A 19,614-nucleotide genomic window follows, 5' to 3' on the forward strand; every position below is an offset into this window, starting at 1 on the left:
GTAAATCCAACGACCGCAGAAACCCCGTACCAGATGACCCAGGAACTACTTCAAAAGAAAGGACTTGAAAAAATAAATACTGACTTCCAGTACCTGGTATCCCTGTTCAGGGAAATGCTTACGTCTATCGGAGAACCGGGACTGGCAGAAGCGCTGCCATTTGGAGATCAACGGGGGTCGCATATTAACGGACCATCTGATGAAAAGCTAAAGCAGGCCATTGGAATCTGTTTTGAGCTTCTGAATCTTGTTGAAGAAAATGCGGCAACACAGTACCGAAGAAAAACCGAAACGCAATTCGGGATTGCCTCGACACGGGGGTCCTGGGGTGAAACCCTGCATCAATGGAAAACTGCCGGATTGAATGAAGAAGACATGGCGCAAAAACTCCGGACGATAAGGGCGGTACCTGTACTTACTGCCCACCCTACCGAAGCCAAGCGTCTGACCGTCATTGATATCCACCGTGAACTATACCTGTTGCTTGTAAAAAAGGAAAATCCCAACTGGTCCGACTCTGAACGATCCGGACTCAAGCAGGAAATCATGACACTGCTGGAACGATGGTGGCTGACAGGTGAGATCTATCTTGAAAAACCCCGGTTGGAAGACGAACGGAATAACCTGATGCACTATTTCAAAAATGTGTTCCCGGAAGCGGTTCGGCTGACAGACCTGCGCTTGCAGGATGCATGGAAAACCATGGGGTTTTCCCCTGAACTATTGCGATGGCCCGAAGACTATCCGCTGGTGCAGTTTGGCAGCTGGGTTGGCGGAGACCGCGACGGACATCCATTTGTAACTGCGGAATTCACGGCAGGCACGCTACGTTTACATCGCGAGGCCGCATTGAAGATGATTCGCGCGCAACTGTTTGATCTTGCGGGCAAGCTCAGTTTCTCTAGCTATCGCATTGATGTTCCCAGGGAGTTTCTCGATGAGATTGATGAAGTAGCGCAATTATTTGGCGAAGCGGGACAGCAGGCAAAGGATCGCAATGTATTTGAACCTCTGCGCCAGTTTTTAAATTTACTTCTGCTCCGGCTTGACAGAACAATTGCCGGTGATCTTTCTCTTGGTGAGAAGGGATATTTCCCAACAGCCAATGATCTCGGATCTGAATTGAGAAAATTACGTGAGCTGCTAATTACACTGAATTCGGAACGGGTCGCAAGAGAGTACCTCTTCCCGGTCGAGCGGACGTTGCAATGCTTTGGATTTCATCTGGCGAAACTGGATATCCGGCAGAACAGCGCATACCACGAGAAAGCGATCAGTCAGATCCTGGCTGCTTCCGGATTTGAAAAATCTGATTATGGCAACTGGAACGAAGAAGAAAGGCTGGCATTTCTGAACCAGGAGCTAAAAAGCAACCGTCCATTCCTCGTGACGGGAACGTCATGCGGACTGGAGGCTGACAACGTACTTGGCTATCTGCGTGAGGTGAAGGCATATATCGATCAATTTGGAACAGCGGGAATCGGGTCGGTTATTGTGAGCATGACACGCAGTGTGAGTGACCTTTTGTTGGTCCACCTGCTATTGCGCGAGGTCGGACTGGGAGATACAAAATTACCCGTGGTTCCGCTGCTGGAAACCATCGACGACCTGGTGGCCGGTCCGGATATTTTAACCGCTTATTTAAGTCATCCCGTTGTCGAAAGCAGGCGACAGTCTGATGAAAACTTCACCCAGGAGGTTATGCTGGGTTACAGCGATAGCAATAAGGACGGAGGAATTTTAGCCAGTCGGTGGAATATTTACAAGGCGGAGGAGAACCTGACAAAAGCTGCGGGAAAACTGGGAGTTAAGTTATGCTTTTTTCATGGTCGTGGCGGAACGATCAGTCGGGGCGGCGGAAAAATTCACCGGTTCCTGGACAGCATGCCTCCCGGTTCAGTGAGCGGGGATATAAAAATAACCGTTCAGGGAGAAACCATTGCCAACCAGTTTGCTAACCGCCTGACCGCCACCTATAACCTGGAGATGTTTGTAGCCGGGACTGCCCGGCAAGCCATGGTACAGGGAACGAATACAAGGAATGACAAACGGTATGAGGCGATGGATCATTTGGTTGCTCTTTCCAGAAAGGCTTATCGAAAATTGCTGGATCATCCGAAATTCATTGAATTCTACGCTGCTGCCACTCCCATTGATGTTTTGGAGCAAAGCAAGATCGGCTCCCGGCCGGCAAGGCGTACCGGAAAGCGCTCCCTGGAAGATCTGCGATCGATTCCATGGGTATTCAGCTGGAGTCAGGCCCGGTTCAATCTTACCGGTTGGTTCGGTATGGGCAGGGCGCTGGAGGAATTCATGAAGGAATATCCTGACGAGTTTGAACTTTTGAAGAATTTGGCTGCAGAGTGGCCCTTCCTGAAATATTTTCTCATTCAGGTGGAATCGAACCTGCTGGATGCCGACAGGGAAATCATGGAGCGGTTTGCCGAATTATACCCGGATCCACAGGCTCGGCAGGAACTAATGAATTTAATCGTGACTGACTTTGAAATATGTCATAACATTATTGAAGGAATTATGCAGAAGCCGGTCGAAGAACGACGTGTTTCAAAGCTGGAGAACGTCCGCCTGAGAAGCGAGGCCCTGAAGGTGCTTCATGGCATACAGATCGATTATCTAACGAAATGGCGAAGCATCCGTGATACAAACAAGGAAGAGGGCGAAAAATACCTGATTCACTTATTACTGCTGGTAAATGCGTTGTCGGGCGGACTTAAGAGTACGGGATAGAATTTTGTGAAGGTCCGTGCAGCCAAAGACACAGTGCATCGAGTATCCGGAAGATATTGAAAAGGTCCTGCACAACGGCCGGCATCTCTAAGCGGGTCACGCCGCATACGCTTCGGAACTCGTATGCGACGCATATGCTCGAGCTGGGGGTGGATATCCGTTATATTCAGGCGATGCTGGGCCACCGGCGGCCGGAAACGACGATGATCTATACACACATCAGTACGCACAAGATCCAAAACCTGCCCAACCCTCTGGACGAACTGGTCCGTGAGCAGCTCGAATCCCTCCCGAATAAAGAACACTCAAATCCATCAAATTTTCCTCTTATCCCGGGAAAATTATGGGGTTATTGATATATTCAGGTACGCATATAACTAGTTGGCATTAATTACGAAAAGCAGAACGTTGAGGAATGTTTAATATATTTAAAAAGAAAAAGTCAGAACCAACAATAGAGGAGAATAAACATAAAAAGGCTTTTGAAACTCCTTCAAATTGGGACCATAATTATATCTATGGATTTATAAATGGAAATCCACAACAAACTATTTCTGACACAAATGCGGTCAAAGAAATTGTTCAAAATACAGCTGGAAATAAAGGGTTTGTAGCCATAGACTCTATATTTCATCCTTACAATTTAGTAAACCATAAAGGAGCAACTGCTTGGGATTTAGCTTGGTTTAAAGTAGCCTTTCATGACAATGGAAAATTCATAGGAGAAATTGCTCGCGATAAATCGGCAACTGTGATTAAATCCGAAGAATTAAACTTAAAGGATAATTATAGGGTATGGCCAAATAATGATCTCGACCCTGAAAGAAATCCACACTACGCGAAATACGTCCCGTTTGTATTTCCATACTTAACATATCAAAGTAAAGATGAACCTCATTGGTCGAGAATGATTAATAGTGAATTAAAAGATTACGGACATGCACACACATACATAGAATACTTCAATTCAATATTTTCTAAATATGTTAGTGGACATATCATGACTTTAGGATTTGGAGAATTTGATAGAGAAAACCTGGATGGTTTGATTGAAAAGTTCACAAGCTTCTATGACCGAAATATTAAAAACTAATGCCAACAATGGCTATACCCAAGTCCCACACTCCTGCCCCGGTTCGCCATTTTTCTCCTTGTTTACTTTTTCGTTTATTAACAGTATTCAACCCTAAAAACGGTCCCTGGGCATAGCCCAATCCGTAGGCCATTCGCCAAATTTATCCTGTATGGAAAATAACGTTATGACAATTTAAGATTGACCGTTGAAATTTGTCTTATGAAAAAAATACATTTATTATCACTCTTGATCTCAATGTTATCCCATTCTTTATTTGCTCAAGCAAGTGAATCTGTAGAAATAGTTGTTCCTAAAAAGATTGAAAGATTTATTGATGGTTATGTCCAGGCATGGTCGAGAGGTGATGTGAAATATATTATGGACAATGTTTATGATGTTCCTTTTTCTATTATAGATGGGGATTCTACGACAGTATTCAATGCTTCCGCAAATCTTGAAAACTTTTTAGTCGAAACATTTAAATCATTGAGAAACCAAGGTTATGGTTATTCAAAAAGAAATAAATGGGAGAGATTTGAGGACCATTCAGATAGTAAAATTACTATTACCCTAAACTACACCAGGTACCTGACAACAGGTGAAATCATGGGAATTAAAGAACGAAGAGCAACTTATATCATTCAAAAAAATGGCAAAGGCTATAGAATCACGCAGTTGATTGGAAATAAATAGAAGTCGGACTTTTTATTAATTGACTGATTAACAGATACGACTCGGCGAACATAGCAGTACAGTTGAAGTGAACGACCTACAACAACAGCTATAATTCAGCGCCTTGACTGCAAAGGATTTTATCACGACATTAATATCTGTAATCTGCTATGATCAGCGATGTTTCCACCGCTAAAATGCAAACGCATTTCTGAATCGCGGCGTAAGCCAGGCATAGAATGAAGAGCGCCTAATCATAGCCAAGTACGATGCTGGTCATTTAATTTCAGGTAACTCCAGCAATCCTTCATCAATTAGACACGGAAAATGATGATTGATGGAAAAAGTTATGATTTTGGTTTTGGTGGCACAGAAGATGGAGATATGGCAACACAGAAGAATGCGTCAAAGCGAGTTTTTCATTTCTTATCCAAGTTAAAAAATGAATGACCATCAACATAAATTGCGTTTATCTTTATATACAACATTCGTTTTGGCTGCTTTGGTAATCTTATTTGATTTTATTTTACCGGGAAGAGTGGTAAACGATGAAATCATAGATGTTAAAAGAGAACGACAGCAATATTTCAATGCGGCCAGAAACTATCACTATTCATATAAAGTAATCACGAGTGAGCATCAATTTTCGGTTGCAGAAAATTTTGCACAATTAGTTCAGGATCATGAAAAAATCGAATACTCGGTTTCTCGAATATTTAAAGAAGTAAATTGGTATAGATTGCTTTCATCTGAAAACAATTCTTTTTATTCTTTAAGAATCTTATCAGGACTTGTACTTCCATTGCTGACAATTATTTCGATTTTAGTGGCTTATCTATATAAAAAGAATATTGGCATATTAGTTTTTGTACTTCAGGTCTTGTTGGTTGCGGATCTGATATTTTTAATGACATAAATAAAGGCAGTTGCCAACAAAGCATATAACTTATGGCGAGAGAACGGCTGTCAGCAAGGTTCTGGATTCTTAGCCAGCTTTGGATTCTGTGGACCCGCCTCCACAGAGCTACGGAAGGGCAGGCAGGAAAGTGCTTCGAAACCCTGCCTTGCGGGCAGGCAGGCGCCACAAGCCATATGTAAAACGTTAGCGATAATGAAAAAGTCAACTTCATTAGATATTTTGCATAGTAACTAAAAAGGTGAAATACATTTCAATCAATCTATATCGTAAAGTGATTAATCATGCTATCGCTGAAGGCATGACCAGAAATGATTTCATTAAACTTCCAACACCGATGTCTGATATTGACAACATTCAAGCTGTACCAGCTGATGAGTTTTTTAAACTCCATGAGATGATCGATGAAAGGCTAGGGCCTGGTTTCTCGGTTAGAGTAGGCCAACAAATGAAAATTGAAGATTATGGTGTTCTGGGGCTCTCATGGCGGACCTGTTCCTGGGCAGGTGAGATTTTCGATAGAAGTGAGCGCTATTTCAAATTACTCTCCAATACTTACGTTTTTAAAGTTGATAAAAAATCAAATATTTCAACTATTTACTTACTACGCGAGCCACATCGAAGAGGTTTAGAGCTTTCTAATGAAGCTACCCTTTCTGCTGCTGTGGTTGTATTAAGAGACATGACAGAAACGAATATTTCGCCCATTGAGGTTTCTTTTAAGCATAACCCTCCCAGCGATCTCAGCACTTATGAAGAAGCATTCAAATGCACAATACTTTTTAATCAACAGCATTACGCAATTACTTACAAGACTTCTGACCTGGAAACCCGTACAGCTAAGGCAGATGCAAGTATCAATCGTTTTCTCGTTGAGCGAGTCGAAGAAGAAACCAATAAACTTGAGGTTGCGGGTAATAAACTGGTTTTTGATGTAGAGAAGCTGATAACAGACGCACTCCCTAGCGGCATCCCTAGCATTCATCACATTGCCGAACATATGGGCATGAGCAATCGTACGTTGACACGAAGATTAACTGAAGCTGGAGTCTCTTACCGCGATCTAATTAAAAAGATTCAGGAAAGCGTTGCTACAAATCTGCTGAAAAAATCATCGAGAAGTATAGCTGAAATTGCATTCGAAACTGGTTTTTCAGAGCAAAGTGCTTTTAACCGTGCATTCAAGCGATGGAAGGGCCTTTCTCCTGTCGAATTTCGGAAAAACTAATTCACACCTCCATTTTGGCGTAAAGTATCAAAGCTTTGGCTCAAAATGTCAAGCATACCCCCTCCCTTACTTTCAATTTTACACTCGTAATCAATTACGATTAAAATGAAAGCAAGATTCATTAAAACATCATGGCTAGGAGTAATAACAGCAGCGCTGATTGTGATTAGCGCTTTTAATACCCAAACAGATATCCATAAGAATCATGGCGAGCTACCTTTAAAGGACGAAAAGCTAAAAAAAGAAGCATTTAAGATTCTTGATACGAAATGTAATGTCTGCCATCGCAAACAGAACCCTTTCATGGTCTTTAATGAAAAGAACATATCCAGAAGGGCAAAAAAAATCTATCAGATGGTCTTTATCGAACGGAGAATGCCTAAAGGAAACGAGATCCAATTGACCAATGAAGAATTCATCAAGCTGAAAAAATGGCTGTTCACTGAAAACATACTATAAATATGGAAAATTCACTAAAAGCAATGGTCTTGTTGGGAGCAGTAATCCTGACTGGCCTTTCAGCAGGCTTGTTATTCGCCTGGTCGGTTTCGGTAATTCCAGGAACTAAGCTAATAGGGAATCAACCCTACCTAGAAACTATGCAGTCTATCAACAGGGCAATTCTCAACCCAGCATTCTTTACTGTATTCTTTGGCAGTGTGATTTTGCTAAGCATTGCCAGTATTTATGAGTTTCATTCTAACAAAGTCGTGTTCGGACTTATGCTCTCCTCTGCTATATCCTATATGGCAGGAACGATACTAGTGACAGGGCTTGGCAATGTACCACTCAATGATCAATTAGATGTTCTCAAAATTGCAGAAATGAACGCCTCACAGATAGCACAATTCAGACAGTTCTACGAAACCAACTGGAACAAGCTTCATCTAATTCGGACAGTATTTGCAGTAGTCTCATTCCTTCTGTCGGTAGTAGCGCTCTTTGTTCATGTAAAAGAATATAATCCTTAAATCACAAATCAAATGGCCTTTTTTAGTTATCTCAACGAAAACTCCGATATAACAGATATCACCTTCAATGATCGTCCAAGGCTCGGCCCTATGGATAAAGCGTCACAGGAAATCATGAGAGGTAAATCCTCTTTTACCGAAGCAGAGCGCGAAATAATGGCTGCTTATGTTTCAGGGCTCAATGCTTGTGCATTTTGCCACGGCTCTCATAAAGCCGTAGCTGAGCAATTCGGTATCAGTCCTCAGGTAATAGAACAGCTGATTGAAGATGTCGATTCAGCACCTATTAACGAATCACTAAAGCCGGTCTTTCATTACCTGAAAAAATTAACCCTGACCGCAAGCAAACTCACCAAAGCCGATGTGGAAAAAGTAATAGCAGCAGGCTGGTCAGAAGATGCGCTGCATGAAGCCATTCTAGTCGGCTGTCTATTCAATTTCTACAACCGATTGCTAGACGGACACGGTATCAAAGGCAACCACGCAATTTACCAATTTGGAGGGCAGCACCTCGCAAAGAATGGCTATGGTGTCCCTTGGTTCATAGGACTTATTAAGAACACCATCAAAAAAAGCAAACTCAAAAAGCTGCATGAATTAGAGAAGCAGCTTTGAGCAAAGATTTAAACTCAAAATAATAAAAATGAAAGACAATATCTTAGTAATCGGAGGAACCGGTAAGACTGGTCACCGAGTAGTAAAAGGCCTCTCTGAATTAGGCCACCATGTAACCGTAGGGTCAAGGAAAGGCACTCCTGCATTTGATTGGGAAGACTACTCCACTTTTGCGCCTGCCCTTAAAGGAATGGATCGTGCCTACATCGTTTATTATCCTGATCTGGCAGTTCCGGGCGCCAAAGAAGCCATCACAGCATTAACCGAGGCAGCTTTGAAAGAAGGTGTAGAAAAAGTTGTGCTGCTATCTGGAAAGGGAGAAACGGTAGCAGAAGCCTGTGAAGAAATCGTGGCGAATTCGGGGCTTAACTATACTCTGGTAAGGGCATCATGGTTTAACCAGAATTTTAGCGAAGGAGCTTTTCTTGATTTCGTCTTGGCGGGACAAGTAGCGCTACCTATGCCAGAGGCAGAGATTCCATTTGTAGATGCAGACGATATCGCTGAAGTAGTGACGAAGGTGCTGGTAGACGATTCCTACAATGGTGAAACCATCACCGTGACCGGCCCCAAAAAACTAACCTTTGGCCAGATAGTAAAAATAATGGAGCAAGCCATTGGAAGAAACATCCAATACATCCCTATCTCTATCGAAGAGTTCAAAGCAGGAATGAAAGCTGCAGGCCTTCCGGATTCTTATGTATGGCTCTTTGGCTATCTATTTAAAGAGGTGCTTGGAAACCCTGACAATCAGGCAGTGTCTAATGATGTCAAAAGAGTGCTAGGCCGCAGAGCCACTTCTTTTGAAGAATATGTGCAAAAGACCTTAGATACGGGTGTTTGGAATCAAGCCGTATCAGAAAGCATCTAACATCAACTACACACGGACATAGTCATAGCTAATTGGGGTAATAAATCGATGGAATGTATTAAAGAAACAGGCCGACTCTATAGAGACGCAATGATCTTAATCGTTGGCCTGGTCTTTTTGGGGCGTTCCAGAATGTCGGTCGAAAAGTAGAGTATTTAGTCATTTCAACTACTCAATTATCCGATTATCAAGAGTTGAGTGATAGCTATAAATTAATTAAAACGTACAATTTTAATTCGAACGAAAAACTACACCCATAAACTCAATATCATGAATCTAAGGCACTTAATGAACACATTCACGGCTATAACATCAATTATTATTTCATTTTTAGTTATTGGAATAGATGTTCAATTAAACCCAAATAGCTCAGAAAAATTACTAGAAGTTAAAACGGTTCTTTTTACATATACCTCAGATACAACACTAACACTAGAAGAGAAAAGTGTGATAGAAAAAGCACTAACTCAACATACAAATCAGGTGAGTATGGTATTAACAAAGCTTCCAGATACCATTATGTATAAAGTTAATATAGTAGATCACAATCTGGATATAGTCAAAGGTGTCTCGGGGATGACTTTAAGGCATAAGATGAACGCGTTAATTCAAGTTGATCTTTCAAGTCAATATCCTGGAGGGGTAGTTAAAGCTGGGCAAGATGGTTTAAAGAGCTTGCTATGGCACGAATTACATCATGTTCAACGAGGCTGGTCTATTGAGCAAAATGAATTTGACCAGAGTATAGATATCGCAGCAATAAATGAAGGATTGGCGGTAGTTTTTGCTGAAGAATATACGGGAGAGTCAGAAGTGGTGAACTCTCATGCCGATGTTACCGATGCTTGGGTAGATGAAATCCTACAACTGCCAAAAGAAGCCGATTATATGACATGGGTATCGGGAATACACCCTGATGGTAGAAGCTACATTGGCTATAGAACAGGCAATTATATAATCAGAAAAGCAATGGAGAAATCAAGCAAAAGTATATTAGCCTTGAGTGAATTAAGTCCGACTGAGATTTTTGAATTGGCTGGTTATTAACATGAATAAAATAATTCACAAAAAAATAACTCCACCTAAAATCATTGTCACCAATGCTCTGCTATCACCAAGCTCCTTGGCTAATTCAATGTAGCACTTATAGTGCTCAGTAGTTAGTTGAAACAGGAATTGAATCTAAATGATGTTTGCCAAGTAAATGAATATCAAACCAATCAATATTGTGGAACCTTGCTGGGGATGCTGTTTTATCTGGGTTTAAAACCATTCCGCATAAAAGTACATAACCTCAAATAGGTTCTTATAGCAGCCTTATAAACTTGATTTTTGAAATAAAATGAGATCTACAAACCTGCTTAAAAATACGAGACTGTCTACTCGAACTACTATATTCTTAACAGTCGGATTGATTGTTATTTGGTGTTCTAATCATATTACAAAAAAGTCGAGATTAATTTCGCTTAGTCAGTCACCTGCCTATGATGAGGCAGTAGTTTTTGGTGAAGGAAAAATCTCAACAGATGCCTTTGAGTTTGCGATCACTTTCACACCAGCAATGGACGAAGTATTTTGGACCAGAAGGCAGCCTGACTCGAACAATGAGATTATGACGATGCAACTGGTGGAAGGTCATTGGACAGATCCGAAACCTGTGTTTTTTAAGGCTAAATCTGGATGGGACTTTGAGCCACAAATCAACCCTCAGGGAACGCGACTCTTTTTTGGAAGTACCCGACCTCTGCCAGATTCCTCTACATCTAATGGACTGCACCAATGGTATAGTGTGAGGAGTCTAAACGGATGGAGTAATCCGGTTCCATTAGAAAGCCCATTCATTGATAAGTCAGTAATCATGTACTTAACTTCTTCAGAAAAGGGAAATCTCTTCTTCACTACCGGAGAAAAAGGCGACAAACCTGAAGACTGGGTAATCTATCAGTCTATCAATCAAGAAGGAAAGTATCAGCCAATTGAAAGAATGGGAAGTGCCATCAACTTTGAGGGCAAATATATAGCCCATTCTTATATAGCACCTGATGAAAGCTACCTCATCTACGATGCAAAACGTGACTCAGGTCAAGGTGGCAGTGACTTATACATCAGTTTCAACCGAAAGGGTCACTGGACGAAAGCATTGAATATGGGACCTCAAGTAAATACCCCTCTAACTGAAATGTGCCCGAGTGTTTCTCCCGATCAGAAGTACCTGTTTTTCCATAGAGGTGATGAAAACAAGGGAAATATTTATTGGATAGAATTCCAGCCTATAAAAGCACAATTAGAGTTTCAAAGTAAAAACAATTCAAAAAAATGAATAACAAAATATTAATTCTGGTAACACTTGCTCTGGTGTTTTCTTGCAAAGAAAACGACAAGCCTCAGAAAGCAGAAACGCAATCAATAAATAACTACGCGGTTGAAATAGACAGTTTTTTGACGAATCTTGCAAAGGATCAGGTATTCATGGGAAGTGTATCTCTCTCAAAGAATGGTGAAGTTGTCTATTCCAATGCGATAGGTTACAGCGACCTTGAAGGTGAGATAAAAGCGAATAAAAACACAAAATACAGAATAGCCTCTATTACAAAAGTCTTTACTGCTGTCCTTATCTTTAAAGCAATTGAAGATGGCAAAATTCAACTTGATCAAACAATTGATAGTTTCTTTCCGACATTATTAGATGGATACAAAATCACTATAGCTCACTTATTGCACCATCAAAGTGGAATTATGAGTTATACTAAAGACCAGTATTTTTGGGATAATCGCACTCAAAATCAATCTACAAAAGATTTAATGAATGTGATAAGCAGTCTTGATAGAAATTTTGAGCCAGGTGAAAATACCGAGTACAGTAACTCCAATTACTTTTTACTTGCACAACTGCTTGAGCTCATTTATGACGATCGCTACGAAAACTTATTAGAAAAAAACATCATCAAACCGCTTGGGCTTCAAGATACCTATGTGGGTAAAACCACTCATTCAGATCATAACGAAAGCTTCTCATACACTTCAGAAAATGGAGAATGGAAATTATTCCCTGAAACTCATTTATCCATCGCTAAGGGTAGTGGCTCACTACTTTCAACTCCTTCAGATCTAAACATCTTTTTTAGAAGTTTGATGAATGGTCAATTAATTTCTTCAGCATCGATAGAGAAAATGACCACTATTATTCGCAATCATGGTATGGGTATTTTCAGATACCATATACATGATCAGTCTGGGTATGGGCATGGTGGAAATATCGATGGTTTTACAGCCAATAGCATTTACTTTATGGATCTTGATGTAGCCTTAACTATAAGCTCAAATGCATCATCCATGCCTATTGAGGAAGTATATTCTGAAATCTTGAAAGCCTATTTGGGAAAACAGGAAGTCACCATTTCTGAAGAAGAAGTTGCACAGTTTGTAGGAGTTTATATTTCTGAAAATGACCCTGAAGATCAATGTGTTTTCATTCAAGACAACAATGTTTTAGTCAATTTCATAAAAAATGAATTCAAAGCACCATTAGTTTATTGGGGCAATAATAGGTTTGTTTTAGAACAACTTTATGCAGAATCAATCTCGTTTACTTTTTCGGATGATGGGAACCAATTGATTTTTGACCAAGGTGATTATAGGGGTGTCTACAAAAAAGAATAACCACCTAAAATACGGCACATGCACTATGCTCTTTGGGCTACGGAATTTATCCACATCGAAATAGTATTATTTATAAAACAGACTTCAATAATAGAGCTCAAATGATGATCAGAAAAGCAAAAGAGATTGATTTACCACTAATTGTAGCAATGCTAGCTGATGACAAGCTCGGAAGCATCCGGGAAGATTACCAGCTACCACTACCCTCTTCATACATTGAGGCTTTCCATAAGATTGATAGGGATTCCAATCAGAAACTCATAGTGGTTGAGAACGAGCAGGGTGAGATCATTGGTGCCATGCAGCTTTCATTCATACAGTATCTGACTTATCAGGGCGGAATTCGAGCCCAGATGGAGGCAGTACGTATCCATAAAAATTATAGAGGAACTGGGCTGGGTACTAAGATGTTGAAATGGGCTATTTTCACAGCCAAAGAAAATGGTGCCCATGTGATACAGCTAACAACAGACAAAAAGCGACCTGATGCCATACGTTTTTATGAATCTCTTGGATTTAAGACCACACACGAAGGAATGAAAATGCATCTATAGAGCATGTGAATGGTATGCTCACATTAACAATACTTACTTTTTAACCTGCAGTAATCCCTCAGAACAAATTTAACACCAAATGAATAAAAAACATTTCCTATTGCTCGTAATTGGACTTCATTTAATGTTGCTTGGCTGTAAGCAAACTAATTCTAATCAATCGTATTTAGATCAAGCACCTCCTGCATCTACTCCCAAAGTATTTGCATCATCAATTGTTAACACCGACAGTATTGAAATTAATACAGTGTTTAACACTTCTTTTACAGAAGTATTTTTCACAAGAATCATCAATAAGAAATTTGTTATCCATCATTCTGAGTTCATTGATGGTCATTGGAGTTCACCAAAACCTTTACAAATGTTTGCTGATCACGAGAAAGAGTCAGTTGCCATTGATCCTTCCATCAGCCAAGATGGAAATACAATGTATTTTCTGGGGATAAGTCCAGAGGACCGGTTGAAAAAATCTAAACCTGATATTTATAAAAGTCAAAAAGTTGATGGGAAATGGCAATTAGCTACTAAGGTTGAACAGCCTATATCAACTCAGGAATATGCAGAATCATACCCTGTTGTGGTTTCAGACGGTAGTTTATACTTTACATCTGATAGACCTGGTGGTTTTGGAGGAAGAGATATTTATCGTGCGCAATACTTAGGAAATGGAAAGTTTGATACACCAGTAAATATTGGCGCAGAAGTAAATTCTGAAAAAGGAGAAAGAGGTACTTATGTTTCACCAGATGAAAGTTTCCTTATCACGGCTAATACCTATACTGATGAAAGGGGCTTTGCAGTTTCATTCAAAAAAAATGGCAAGTGGCAGAGACCTACTGTTTTTAACCTTGGTGAAACTATAGATGAAAACTGGGTTTATTATTGTCCTTATATGTCACCCGACAATAAATATTTTTTCTTTTCCAAAAGATATAGCTATCCATCAAATAGCGGATGGACAGGTGTTATGAAAGGCAATGTATACTGGGTCAATTCTACTGAGATTTTTAAAAAATGCAATTAAAGTTTGAATCAAAAGAAAAAATAAAGAGTGCGCCTTTATGAAAAGATGAGGGTATGAAGCTATATCTATGATCAGGCGTTGATAATAAAAAATGAGTTACAGGCATATTATGAAGCCAAAATTAGCTATTCGATTTCTACTTTCGATCTTAATTCCTCTTACCCTATTTCACATAAGTGTACTCCTAAAGATCATACCACAAGACATAATATGGGGAGGAAGATTAGGTAGTGATAGTGAAATGTATATGCTTGAGTGCATTTCGATAATAGTCTCCATTTATTTGACAGTAGTTCTAATGATAAAAGGATCATTTATACGACCGCTTCTTACTTCGAAAGTTGTAAACTTCTCTCTTTGGGCATTTCTGGTGCTGTTAATCCTAAATACGGTTGGAAATGTGCTAGCAAAATCAGCTACAGAGCAACTTTTTGCACTGCTTACGATGGTAATGTCAGTTTTGCTATGGACTGTCTTGAAAAAACAGGATGCCTAAAAGAGTTCATAAGTAGGGGTATTATTAATCGCTAACAATAGCTATACGTAAGCCGGGGTTTAGTGCTAAATTTATATTTAGAGAACATTAGCAAACATATTGGTAACCGGAAAGAGAAGTGCCATGAAATCCCGCACTACGAATAGCCAAACCGTTGGCAAGCATCTGCCGACTTATGAAATGATGCGATTATGGTGTATATTTACATCAAAAAAATTATGCCAAGACAGAGCATCTCTTTCACCGAGCCCAATGATAAATGGCTTAAAAGTCAAATTGACAGCAAAGAATATACGAGCAAGAGTGAACTGATCAATGACTTAATCAGACAAGCAAGACAGCAGCAACGGCAGGTCGACTGGATTAGGCTAAAACTCGAAAAAGCTGAAAAGTCAGGATTCACCAACGATTCCGAATCTGAGATATTGAAAGACTCGAAAAGTCGGCTGAATGGCTAACTACAAGTTAAGTAATGATGCCAGGGAAGATTTGATCAGAATACATCAGTACGGGATTCAGAAATTTGGTGTAAGGCAAGCTGACAAATATTTCCATGCCTTTTTTGAGTGTTTTGATCGAATAGCTTTAAATCCGTATCATTTCGAATCAGTTGACCACATTAAAATGGGATACCGCCGATTTGTATGTGGAGTGGACAGTATTTACTATCGCATAAATAATGATACTGTAGAGATTATTTCAATCATTGGCCGACAGGACGTCAACCAAATATTAAAATAAAACGCTTGCCAACAACGGCTATAATTCAGCGCCTTGACCGCAAGGGATTTTATCACGACATTAATATCTGTAATCTGCTATGATCAGCGACGCTTGCGACGCTAAATGCTGGCGCATTTATGAACCGCGGCGCAAGCTGGGCTTAGAATGAAATGCGCCAAATCATAGCCAAGTACGTTGGCAATAATTATAATTAATCTTATGAAAACATTAAAAACACTAACCATTATTTTCGGAATCATCATCCTAATATCTTGTAAGCAAGATCAAAAAGAGGCACTTATTAATACTGCTGTTGTGTACAGTGGAGGGGACATTATAACTATGCAAGGTGATTTGCCAGAATACGCAGAAGCCCTAGTGATTAAAGATGGTAAGATTGAATTTGTGGGCTCATCTGCTGATGCAATGGTAGCTGCAGGCGAAGGATATCAAATGATAAACTTAAATGGAAAAACTTTAATGCCAGGTTTTATTGACCCTCATAGCCATTTTATAAACTCTTTGGGGATGAGTAGTCAAGCCAACTGCTCACCTTCACCGGTTGGTGAAGCTGATGATGTAGCTGGCATTATTAAATCATTAAAAGACCTGAAAACCCAAAAAAGCATTCCTGATGGGCAATTGATTATGGGGTATGGATATGATGATAACGCAATGCCTGATGGACATCTATTAAATCGTGACGATTTGGACAACGCTTTTCCAAATAACCCCATAATGGTCATGCACGTATCGTTACATGGTGCTGTCTTGAATTCAAAGGCAATGGAGCAGTTTGGTATTACTGCTAAAACTGAAACGCCACCTGGTGGAATTATTGTAAGAAAGCCAGGAACAAATGAACCCTATGGTCTAATAATGGAAACCGCATTTTTACCCGTTTTCGCAAACTTGCCCAAACCAACAGATGAACAATTATCGCAACAAGTAAAAGATGGTCAGATGATATATGCAGCTGCAGGTATTACTACTGCACAAGAAGGAGCTTCGCATATAGGGGATGTTGGAATTATACAAAAAGCCGCAGATAATAATTCTTTATTTATAGATGTAGTATCCTATCCTTTTATTACAGAATATGACACTATTTTTAAACTGTATAGCCCTGAAGATTTTGGTAAATACAACAACCATTTTAAACTTGGTGGCATAAAAATTACCATTGATGGCTCACCGCAAGGAAGAACGGCATTATTTACAACACCTTATTTGACTGGGGGACCAAGTGGAGAAAAAAACTGGATGGGCGAATCAACTTTCACACAAGAGGAAGTAAACCAGATGCTCAAAAAGGTATACGATAAAGGCTTACAATGTACGTTTCATGCAAACGGCGATGGAGCTATAGATATGTGTATAAAAGCTCATGAATATGCTAGTAATGGAAATCCAACAAAAGAACGTAGAACTACCATTATACATTCTCAATTTGTACGCCTAGACCAACTAGACAAATATGTAGAATACAAAATGATACCTTCACTTTACACCGAACATACTTTCTTTTTTGCCGATGCACATATTAAAAATAGAGGTTTAGAGCAAGCATCCTTTATAAGCCCTATGAAAACAGCTATTGCAAAAGGATTAAAACCTACAAATCATACCGATTTCAATGTGGCACCTATAGACCAAATGATGGTCGTTTGGACTGCTGTAAACAGAATATCTAGAAATGGTGAAATTATTGGTGCGGATGAAAGAATTTCACCCTATCAAGCCCTGCAAGCAATCACCAGTAGTGCCGCTTATCAGTACTTTGAAGAGGATAAAAAAGGGACATTAGAAAAAGGTAAACTGGCAGATTTGGTCATTCTAGATAGTAACCCCTTGAAAGTAGCCCCGATGAAAATAAAAGAAATCAAAGTTTTAGAAACCATTAAAGAAGGAACTACAATTTTTAAGAAATAACTATTGCCAACAATGGCTATAAGTAATTGCTTGTTCTCGCCTACTTTGGAAATTCCACAGGAATTTCCAACTTGGTGTGTACCTGCCGGCAGGCAGGCAGGCTTGCAAAGTTAACCACTAAACCACGCAACTACTCATAGCCGAGATCGTTGTGCAACAATTAAATTGAAATGAATAAAAAGAATAAAATTATCCGAACTTGGAAAGGTTGGACAACATTAAAAAATGCACCTATTTATGAAGATATGCTCATTAATGAGGTATTTCCAACAGTAAAAAAAAGGGGTGTTGAAGGGTTGGAAAAAGTCAGTATTTCCACAATGGTAAAGAATGATGAAATGGAGTTTTTTCTTGTTCTTCAATTTGATTCACTGGATTCCGTTAAAGTGTTTGCTGGAGAAGACTATGAGCAAGCTTATATACCAGACAATGCTAAACATGTACTATCGAGATATGATAAAACTGCTCAACATTTTACGTTGAAAGAAGAACTGATTTTAAAATAAACTCTGTTGCCAACAATGGCTATAAGGAATTGCTTCGCAACTACTCATAGCCTAGACCGTCGGTAAGATTTTGGAGAAGCAAAAGTATTGAAATAATATGACAGAGAAGAAACCTCGATTATTAGACCAAGGCGGCATAGCGGTCTTGAAGTGTCAGGACCAGAATCCACCGGGAGCAATCATGCTGATGAAGTGGGCGCTCACACTCGCAAGCCTGGTCGTCGTTTCGGCGTGCACTGTGGGGACGGCCGAGCGCTCGCCTGACCAACGCGGCGCCGCGTCTGAGCTTAAAGCGCTCCTGGACGAGGCCGTCGCCTCTGGCATTCCCGGAATCTCTGCCGCCGTAGCAACGGGTGACAGCGTCCTCTGGACGGGGGTTGCCGGTAAAGCGGACCTGCAGACGGGCGCGCCCGTACGCCCCGAGATGCTCTTCGGCATCGGCAGCATTACCAAGACTTTCGTGGCCGTCGTGATTTTGCAGCTGACGGAGGAAGGGCGACTGGATCTCAACGCCACAGCGGCGAGTCTGCTGGGGGCGGCGGTGGATGGAATACCCAATGCGGAGAAAGCCACACTAGCGCAGCTACTTAACCACACTGGAGGAGTGCGCAGCTGGGAGGACGACCCCGCCTGGATCCACGAGGGTCGGGGCGACCGGCTCGAGCCGGCCCGCATCTGGGACAAGACGGCGACGCTCCCTTACATCAAAGGGCAAGCGGCGCTGGCCCCGCCAGGTGAGAAGTTCAGCTACGCGAACACGAATTTCACACTGCTCGGCATGGTCATCGAGAAGGTGACCGGTAATCAGGCGGTGGACGAGATCCATCGGCGGATCCTCACGCCACTCGGCTTGAAGGACATCCATCTTGAAGGCTTCGAGCCCATTCCCCCAGGGCAGCTGGCGCACCGGTATCACTGGGCGACTCCGACCTTCCAAGAGGACGCCGGAGTGAACGCCGCCTTCCCCGAGGTTCGCCCGGGCTTGATTGACGCCAGCAGCTCAAATCTCTCGGTGGAGTGGACGGCCGGTGGGATGGTGGCGACAGCGCGGGACCTCGCGCGCTACGCCGCAGCGCTGCGCGATGGCCGACTGCTCAAGCCTGCGAGCATGAAGTTCATGACCGAGTGGTCTCCGGCGGGCGATGGGGAACAGGTGGGGCACGGCCTATTTCGCAGCGCGTATCCGGGCGATCTCGCGGTCATCGGGCATGACGGCGACGTGCTGGGGTTCACTGGATCGTTCTACTGGGTCGAGGGCACAGACGTGGTGGTGGCCGTGGTCAGTAACGTGGGATCGATGCACTCGACGAGCGCCGGCACTGGCTCCGCCGCGGCGGGGAACGTGCCAGGGACGGCGTACCTGGTGGCAAAGGACAAACGGTTCATCGACCTGGCGATGAAAGTGGCGGCAACAAGATGACGGAGGCGCAGCGTCAATAATTATTGGAATCGTAGAATCGTTTGAATTTGGGCCTGAAAGAGTATTGGAATCTATTGCATCATATACAATTTATCAACTTTGGATTTATGCCGGACTTGGTATACTTCACGGATTATTAGGCGGAAAATTACTAGCTAAGGACTTAAGCTTGATTCTTACGGAAAGTCAGGCAAAACAGACCA

20 protein-coding genes are annotated in these 19,614 nt (G+C 41.4%); all 20 read left to right on the plus strand.

Going from position 1 to position 19,614, the window contains the following annotated elements:
* The first annotated feature begins 33 nt into the window (after positions 1 to 33).
* The 20 genes from LDX50_RS20625 to LDX50_RS20720 all read left to right on the plus strand — a co-directional run bounded on the left by LDX50_RS20625 (position 34) and on the right by LDX50_RS20720 (position 19,411).
* Positions 34 to 2,748: a phosphoenolpyruvate carboxylase gene (locus LDX50_RS20625; RefSeq protein ID WP_225698097.1), complete on the plus strand. Its 2,715-nt coding sequence runs from the start codon at positions 34 to 36 to the stop codon at positions 2,746 to 2,748.
* A complete protein-coding gene (locus tag LDX50_RS20630) occupies positions 2,745 to 3,104 on the plus strand; it encodes a tyrosine-type recombinase/integrase (protein WP_225698752.1) in 360 nt (119 codons plus the stop codon). Before LDX50_RS20625 ends, LDX50_RS20630 begins: the two co-directional genes overlap by 4 nt.
* Before the next feature lie 59 nt (positions 3,105 to 3,163).
* Complete coding sequence (locus LDX50_RS20635; protein ID WP_225698098.1) at positions 3,164 to 3,841, plus strand: hypothetical protein; 678 nt, start codon at positions 3,164 to 3,166, stop codon at positions 3,839 to 3,841.
* 201 nt (positions 3,842 to 4,042) lie between these two features.
* Entirely contained in the window at positions 4,043 to 4,516 is a 474-nt protein-coding gene (locus LDX50_RS20640; RefSeq protein WP_225698099.1) for a hypothetical protein, read from the plus strand.
* Positions 4,517 to 4,937: 421 nt separating this feature from the next.
* Positions 4,938 to 5,411, plus strand: coding sequence for a hypothetical protein (locus LDX50_RS20645; RefSeq protein ID WP_225698100.1), 474 nt, complete (start codon positions 4,938 to 4,940; stop codon positions 5,409 to 5,411).
* 241 nt (positions 5,412 to 5,652) lie between these two features.
* Positions 5,653 to 6,639 carry an AraC family transcriptional regulator gene (locus LDX50_RS20650; RefSeq protein ID WP_225698101.1) on the plus strand — a complete coding sequence of 329 codons (987 nt, stop codon included), beginning with the start codon at positions 5,653 to 5,655 and terminating at the stop codon, positions 6,637 to 6,639.
* A 105-nt stretch (positions 6,640 to 6,744) separates the two neighbouring features.
* Positions 6,745 to 7,098 (plus strand): hypothetical protein, encoded by a 354-nt coding sequence (locus LDX50_RS20655; protein ID WP_225698102.1) that lies wholly within the window; start codon positions 6,745 to 6,747, stop codon positions 7,096 to 7,098.
* A gap of 2 nt (positions 7,099 to 7,100) precedes the next feature.
* Entirely contained in the window at positions 7,101 to 7,610 is a 510-nt protein-coding gene (locus LDX50_RS20660) for an anthrone oxygenase family protein (RefSeq protein ID WP_225698103.1), read from the plus strand.
* Positions 7,611 to 7,622: 12 nt separating this feature from the next.
* Entirely contained in the window at positions 7,623 to 8,225 is a 603-nt protein-coding gene (locus LDX50_RS20665) for a carboxymuconolactone decarboxylase family protein (protein ID WP_225698104.1), read from the plus strand.
* Between the two features lie 28 nt (positions 8,226 to 8,253).
* Entirely contained in the window at positions 8,254 to 9,096 is an 843-nt protein-coding gene (locus LDX50_RS20670) for an NmrA family NAD(P)-binding protein (RefSeq protein WP_225698105.1), read from the plus strand.
* A 288-nt stretch (positions 9,097 to 9,384) separates the two neighbouring features.
* Positions 9,385 to 10,143 (plus strand): DUF2268 domain-containing putative Zn-dependent protease, encoded by a 759-nt coding sequence (locus LDX50_RS20675; protein WP_225698106.1) that lies wholly within the window; start codon positions 9,385 to 9,387, stop codon positions 10,141 to 10,143.
* Positions 10,144 to 10,438: 295 nt separating this feature from the next.
* A complete protein-coding gene (locus LDX50_RS20680; protein ID WP_225698107.1) occupies positions 10,439 to 11,416 on the plus strand; it encodes a TolB family protein in 978 nt (325 codons plus the stop codon).
* Positions 11,413 to 12,756 (plus strand): serine hydrolase domain-containing protein, encoded by a 1,344-nt coding sequence (locus LDX50_RS20685; protein WP_225698108.1) that lies wholly within the window; start codon positions 11,413 to 11,415, stop codon positions 12,754 to 12,756. Before LDX50_RS20680 ends, LDX50_RS20685 begins: the two co-directional genes overlap by 4 nt.
* A gap of 101 nt (positions 12,757 to 12,857) precedes the next feature.
* Positions 12,858 to 13,310 (plus strand): GNAT family N-acetyltransferase, encoded by a 453-nt coding sequence (locus tag LDX50_RS20690; RefSeq protein ID WP_225698109.1) that lies wholly within the window; start codon positions 12,858 to 12,860, stop codon positions 13,308 to 13,310.
* Positions 13,311 to 13,389: 79 nt separating this feature from the next.
* Positions 13,390 to 14,334: a TolB-like translocation protein gene (locus LDX50_RS20695; RefSeq protein ID WP_225698110.1), complete on the plus strand. Its 945-nt coding sequence runs from the start codon at positions 13,390 to 13,392 to the stop codon at positions 14,332 to 14,334.
* Positions 14,335 to 15,048: 714 nt separating this feature from the next.
* Positions 15,049 to 15,288 carry a ribbon-helix-helix domain-containing protein gene (locus LDX50_RS20700; protein ID WP_225698111.1) on the plus strand — a complete coding sequence of 80 codons (240 nt, stop codon included), beginning with the start codon at positions 15,049 to 15,051 and terminating at the stop codon, positions 15,286 to 15,288.
* Positions 15,281 to 15,571 carry a type II toxin-antitoxin system RelE/ParE family toxin gene (locus LDX50_RS20705; RefSeq protein WP_225698112.1) on the plus strand — a complete coding sequence of 97 codons (291 nt, stop codon included), beginning with the start codon at positions 15,281 to 15,283 and terminating at the stop codon, positions 15,569 to 15,571. Before LDX50_RS20700 ends, LDX50_RS20705 begins: the two co-directional genes overlap by 8 nt.
* Before the next feature lie 201 nt (positions 15,572 to 15,772).
* The gene (locus LDX50_RS20710; RefSeq protein ID WP_225698113.1) at positions 15,773 to 17,485 is read left to right on the plus strand and encodes an amidohydrolase; all 1,713 of its coding nucleotides are present in this window, start codon (positions 15,773 to 15,775) and stop codon (positions 17,483 to 17,485) included.
* 170 nt (positions 17,486 to 17,655) lie between these two features.
* The gene (locus tag LDX50_RS20715; protein ID WP_225698114.1) at positions 17,656 to 17,991 is read left to right on the plus strand and encodes a hypothetical protein; all 336 of its coding nucleotides are present in this window, start codon (positions 17,656 to 17,658) and stop codon (positions 17,989 to 17,991) included.
* Positions 17,992 to 18,088: 97 nt separating this feature from the next.
* Positions 18,089 to 19,411, plus strand: a complete 1,323-nt coding sequence (locus tag LDX50_RS20720; RefSeq protein ID WP_225698115.1) for a serine hydrolase domain-containing protein — start codon at positions 18,089 to 18,091, stop codon at positions 19,409 to 19,411.
* Positions 19,412 to 19,614: the final 203 nt, after the last annotated feature.

The organism is Fulvivirga sedimenti, from assembly GCF_020328055.1.

Bases quoted from the DNA above. Each gene is read 5' to 3' on its own strand.
- LDX50_RS20625 (WP_225698097.1), top strand. From the start codon at position 34: ATGACCCAGGAACTACTTCAAAAGAAAGGACTTGAAAAAATAAATACT.
- LDX50_RS20635 (WP_225698098.1), top strand. From the start codon at position 3,164: ATGTTTAATATATTTAAAAAGAAAAAGTCAGAACCAACAATAGAGGAG.
- LDX50_RS20640 (WP_225698099.1), top strand. From the start codon at position 4,043: ATGAAAAAAATACATTTATTATCACTCTTGATCTCAATGTTATCCCAT.
- LDX50_RS20645 (WP_225698100.1), top strand. From the start codon at position 4,938: ATGAATGACCATCAACATAAATTGCGTTTATCTTTATATACAACATTC.
- LDX50_RS20655 (WP_225698102.1), top strand. From the start codon at position 6,745: ATGAAAGCAAGATTCATTAAAACATCATGGCTAGGAGTAATAACAGCA.
- LDX50_RS20660 (WP_225698103.1), top strand. From the start codon at position 7,101: ATGGAAAATTCACTAAAAGCAATGGTCTTGTTGGGAGCAGTAATCCTG.
- LDX50_RS20665 (WP_225698104.1), top strand. From the start codon at position 7,623: ATGGCCTTTTTTAGTTATCTCAACGAAAACTCCGATATAACAGATATC.
- LDX50_RS20670 (WP_225698105.1), top strand. From the start codon at position 8,254: ATGAAAGACAATATCTTAGTAATCGGAGGAACCGGTAAGACTGGTCAC.
- LDX50_RS20675 (WP_225698106.1), top strand. From the start codon at position 9,385: ATGAACACATTCACGGCTATAACATCAATTATTATTTCATTTTTAGTT.
- LDX50_RS20680 (WP_225698107.1), top strand. From the start codon at position 10,439: ATGAGATCTACAAACCTGCTTAAAAATACGAGACTGTCTACTCGAACT.
- LDX50_RS20685 (WP_225698108.1), top strand. From the start codon at position 11,413: ATGAATAACAAAATATTAATTCTGGTAACACTTGCTCTGGTGTTTTCT.
- LDX50_RS20690 (WP_225698109.1), top strand. From the start codon at position 12,858: ATGATGATCAGAAAAGCAAAAGAGATTGATTTACCACTAATTGTAGCA.
- LDX50_RS20695 (WP_225698110.1), top strand. From the start codon at position 13,390: ATGAATAAAAAACATTTCCTATTGCTCGTAATTGGACTTCATTTAATG.
- LDX50_RS20700 (WP_225698111.1), top strand. From the start codon at position 15,049: ATGCCAAGACAGAGCATCTCTTTCACCGAGCCCAATGATAAATGGCTT.
- LDX50_RS20705 (WP_225698112.1), top strand. From the start codon at position 15,281: ATGGCTAACTACAAGTTAAGTAATGATGCCAGGGAAGATTTGATCAGA.
- LDX50_RS20710 (WP_225698113.1), top strand. From the start codon at position 15,773: ATGAAAACATTAAAAACACTAACCATTATTTTCGGAATCATCATCCTA.
- LDX50_RS20715 (WP_225698114.1), top strand. From the start codon at position 17,656: ATGAATAAAAAGAATAAAATTATCCGAACTTGGAAAGGTTGGACAACA.
- LDX50_RS20720 (WP_225698115.1), top strand. From the start codon at position 18,089: ATGACAGAGAAGAAACCTCGATTATTAGACCAAGGCGGCATAGCGGTC.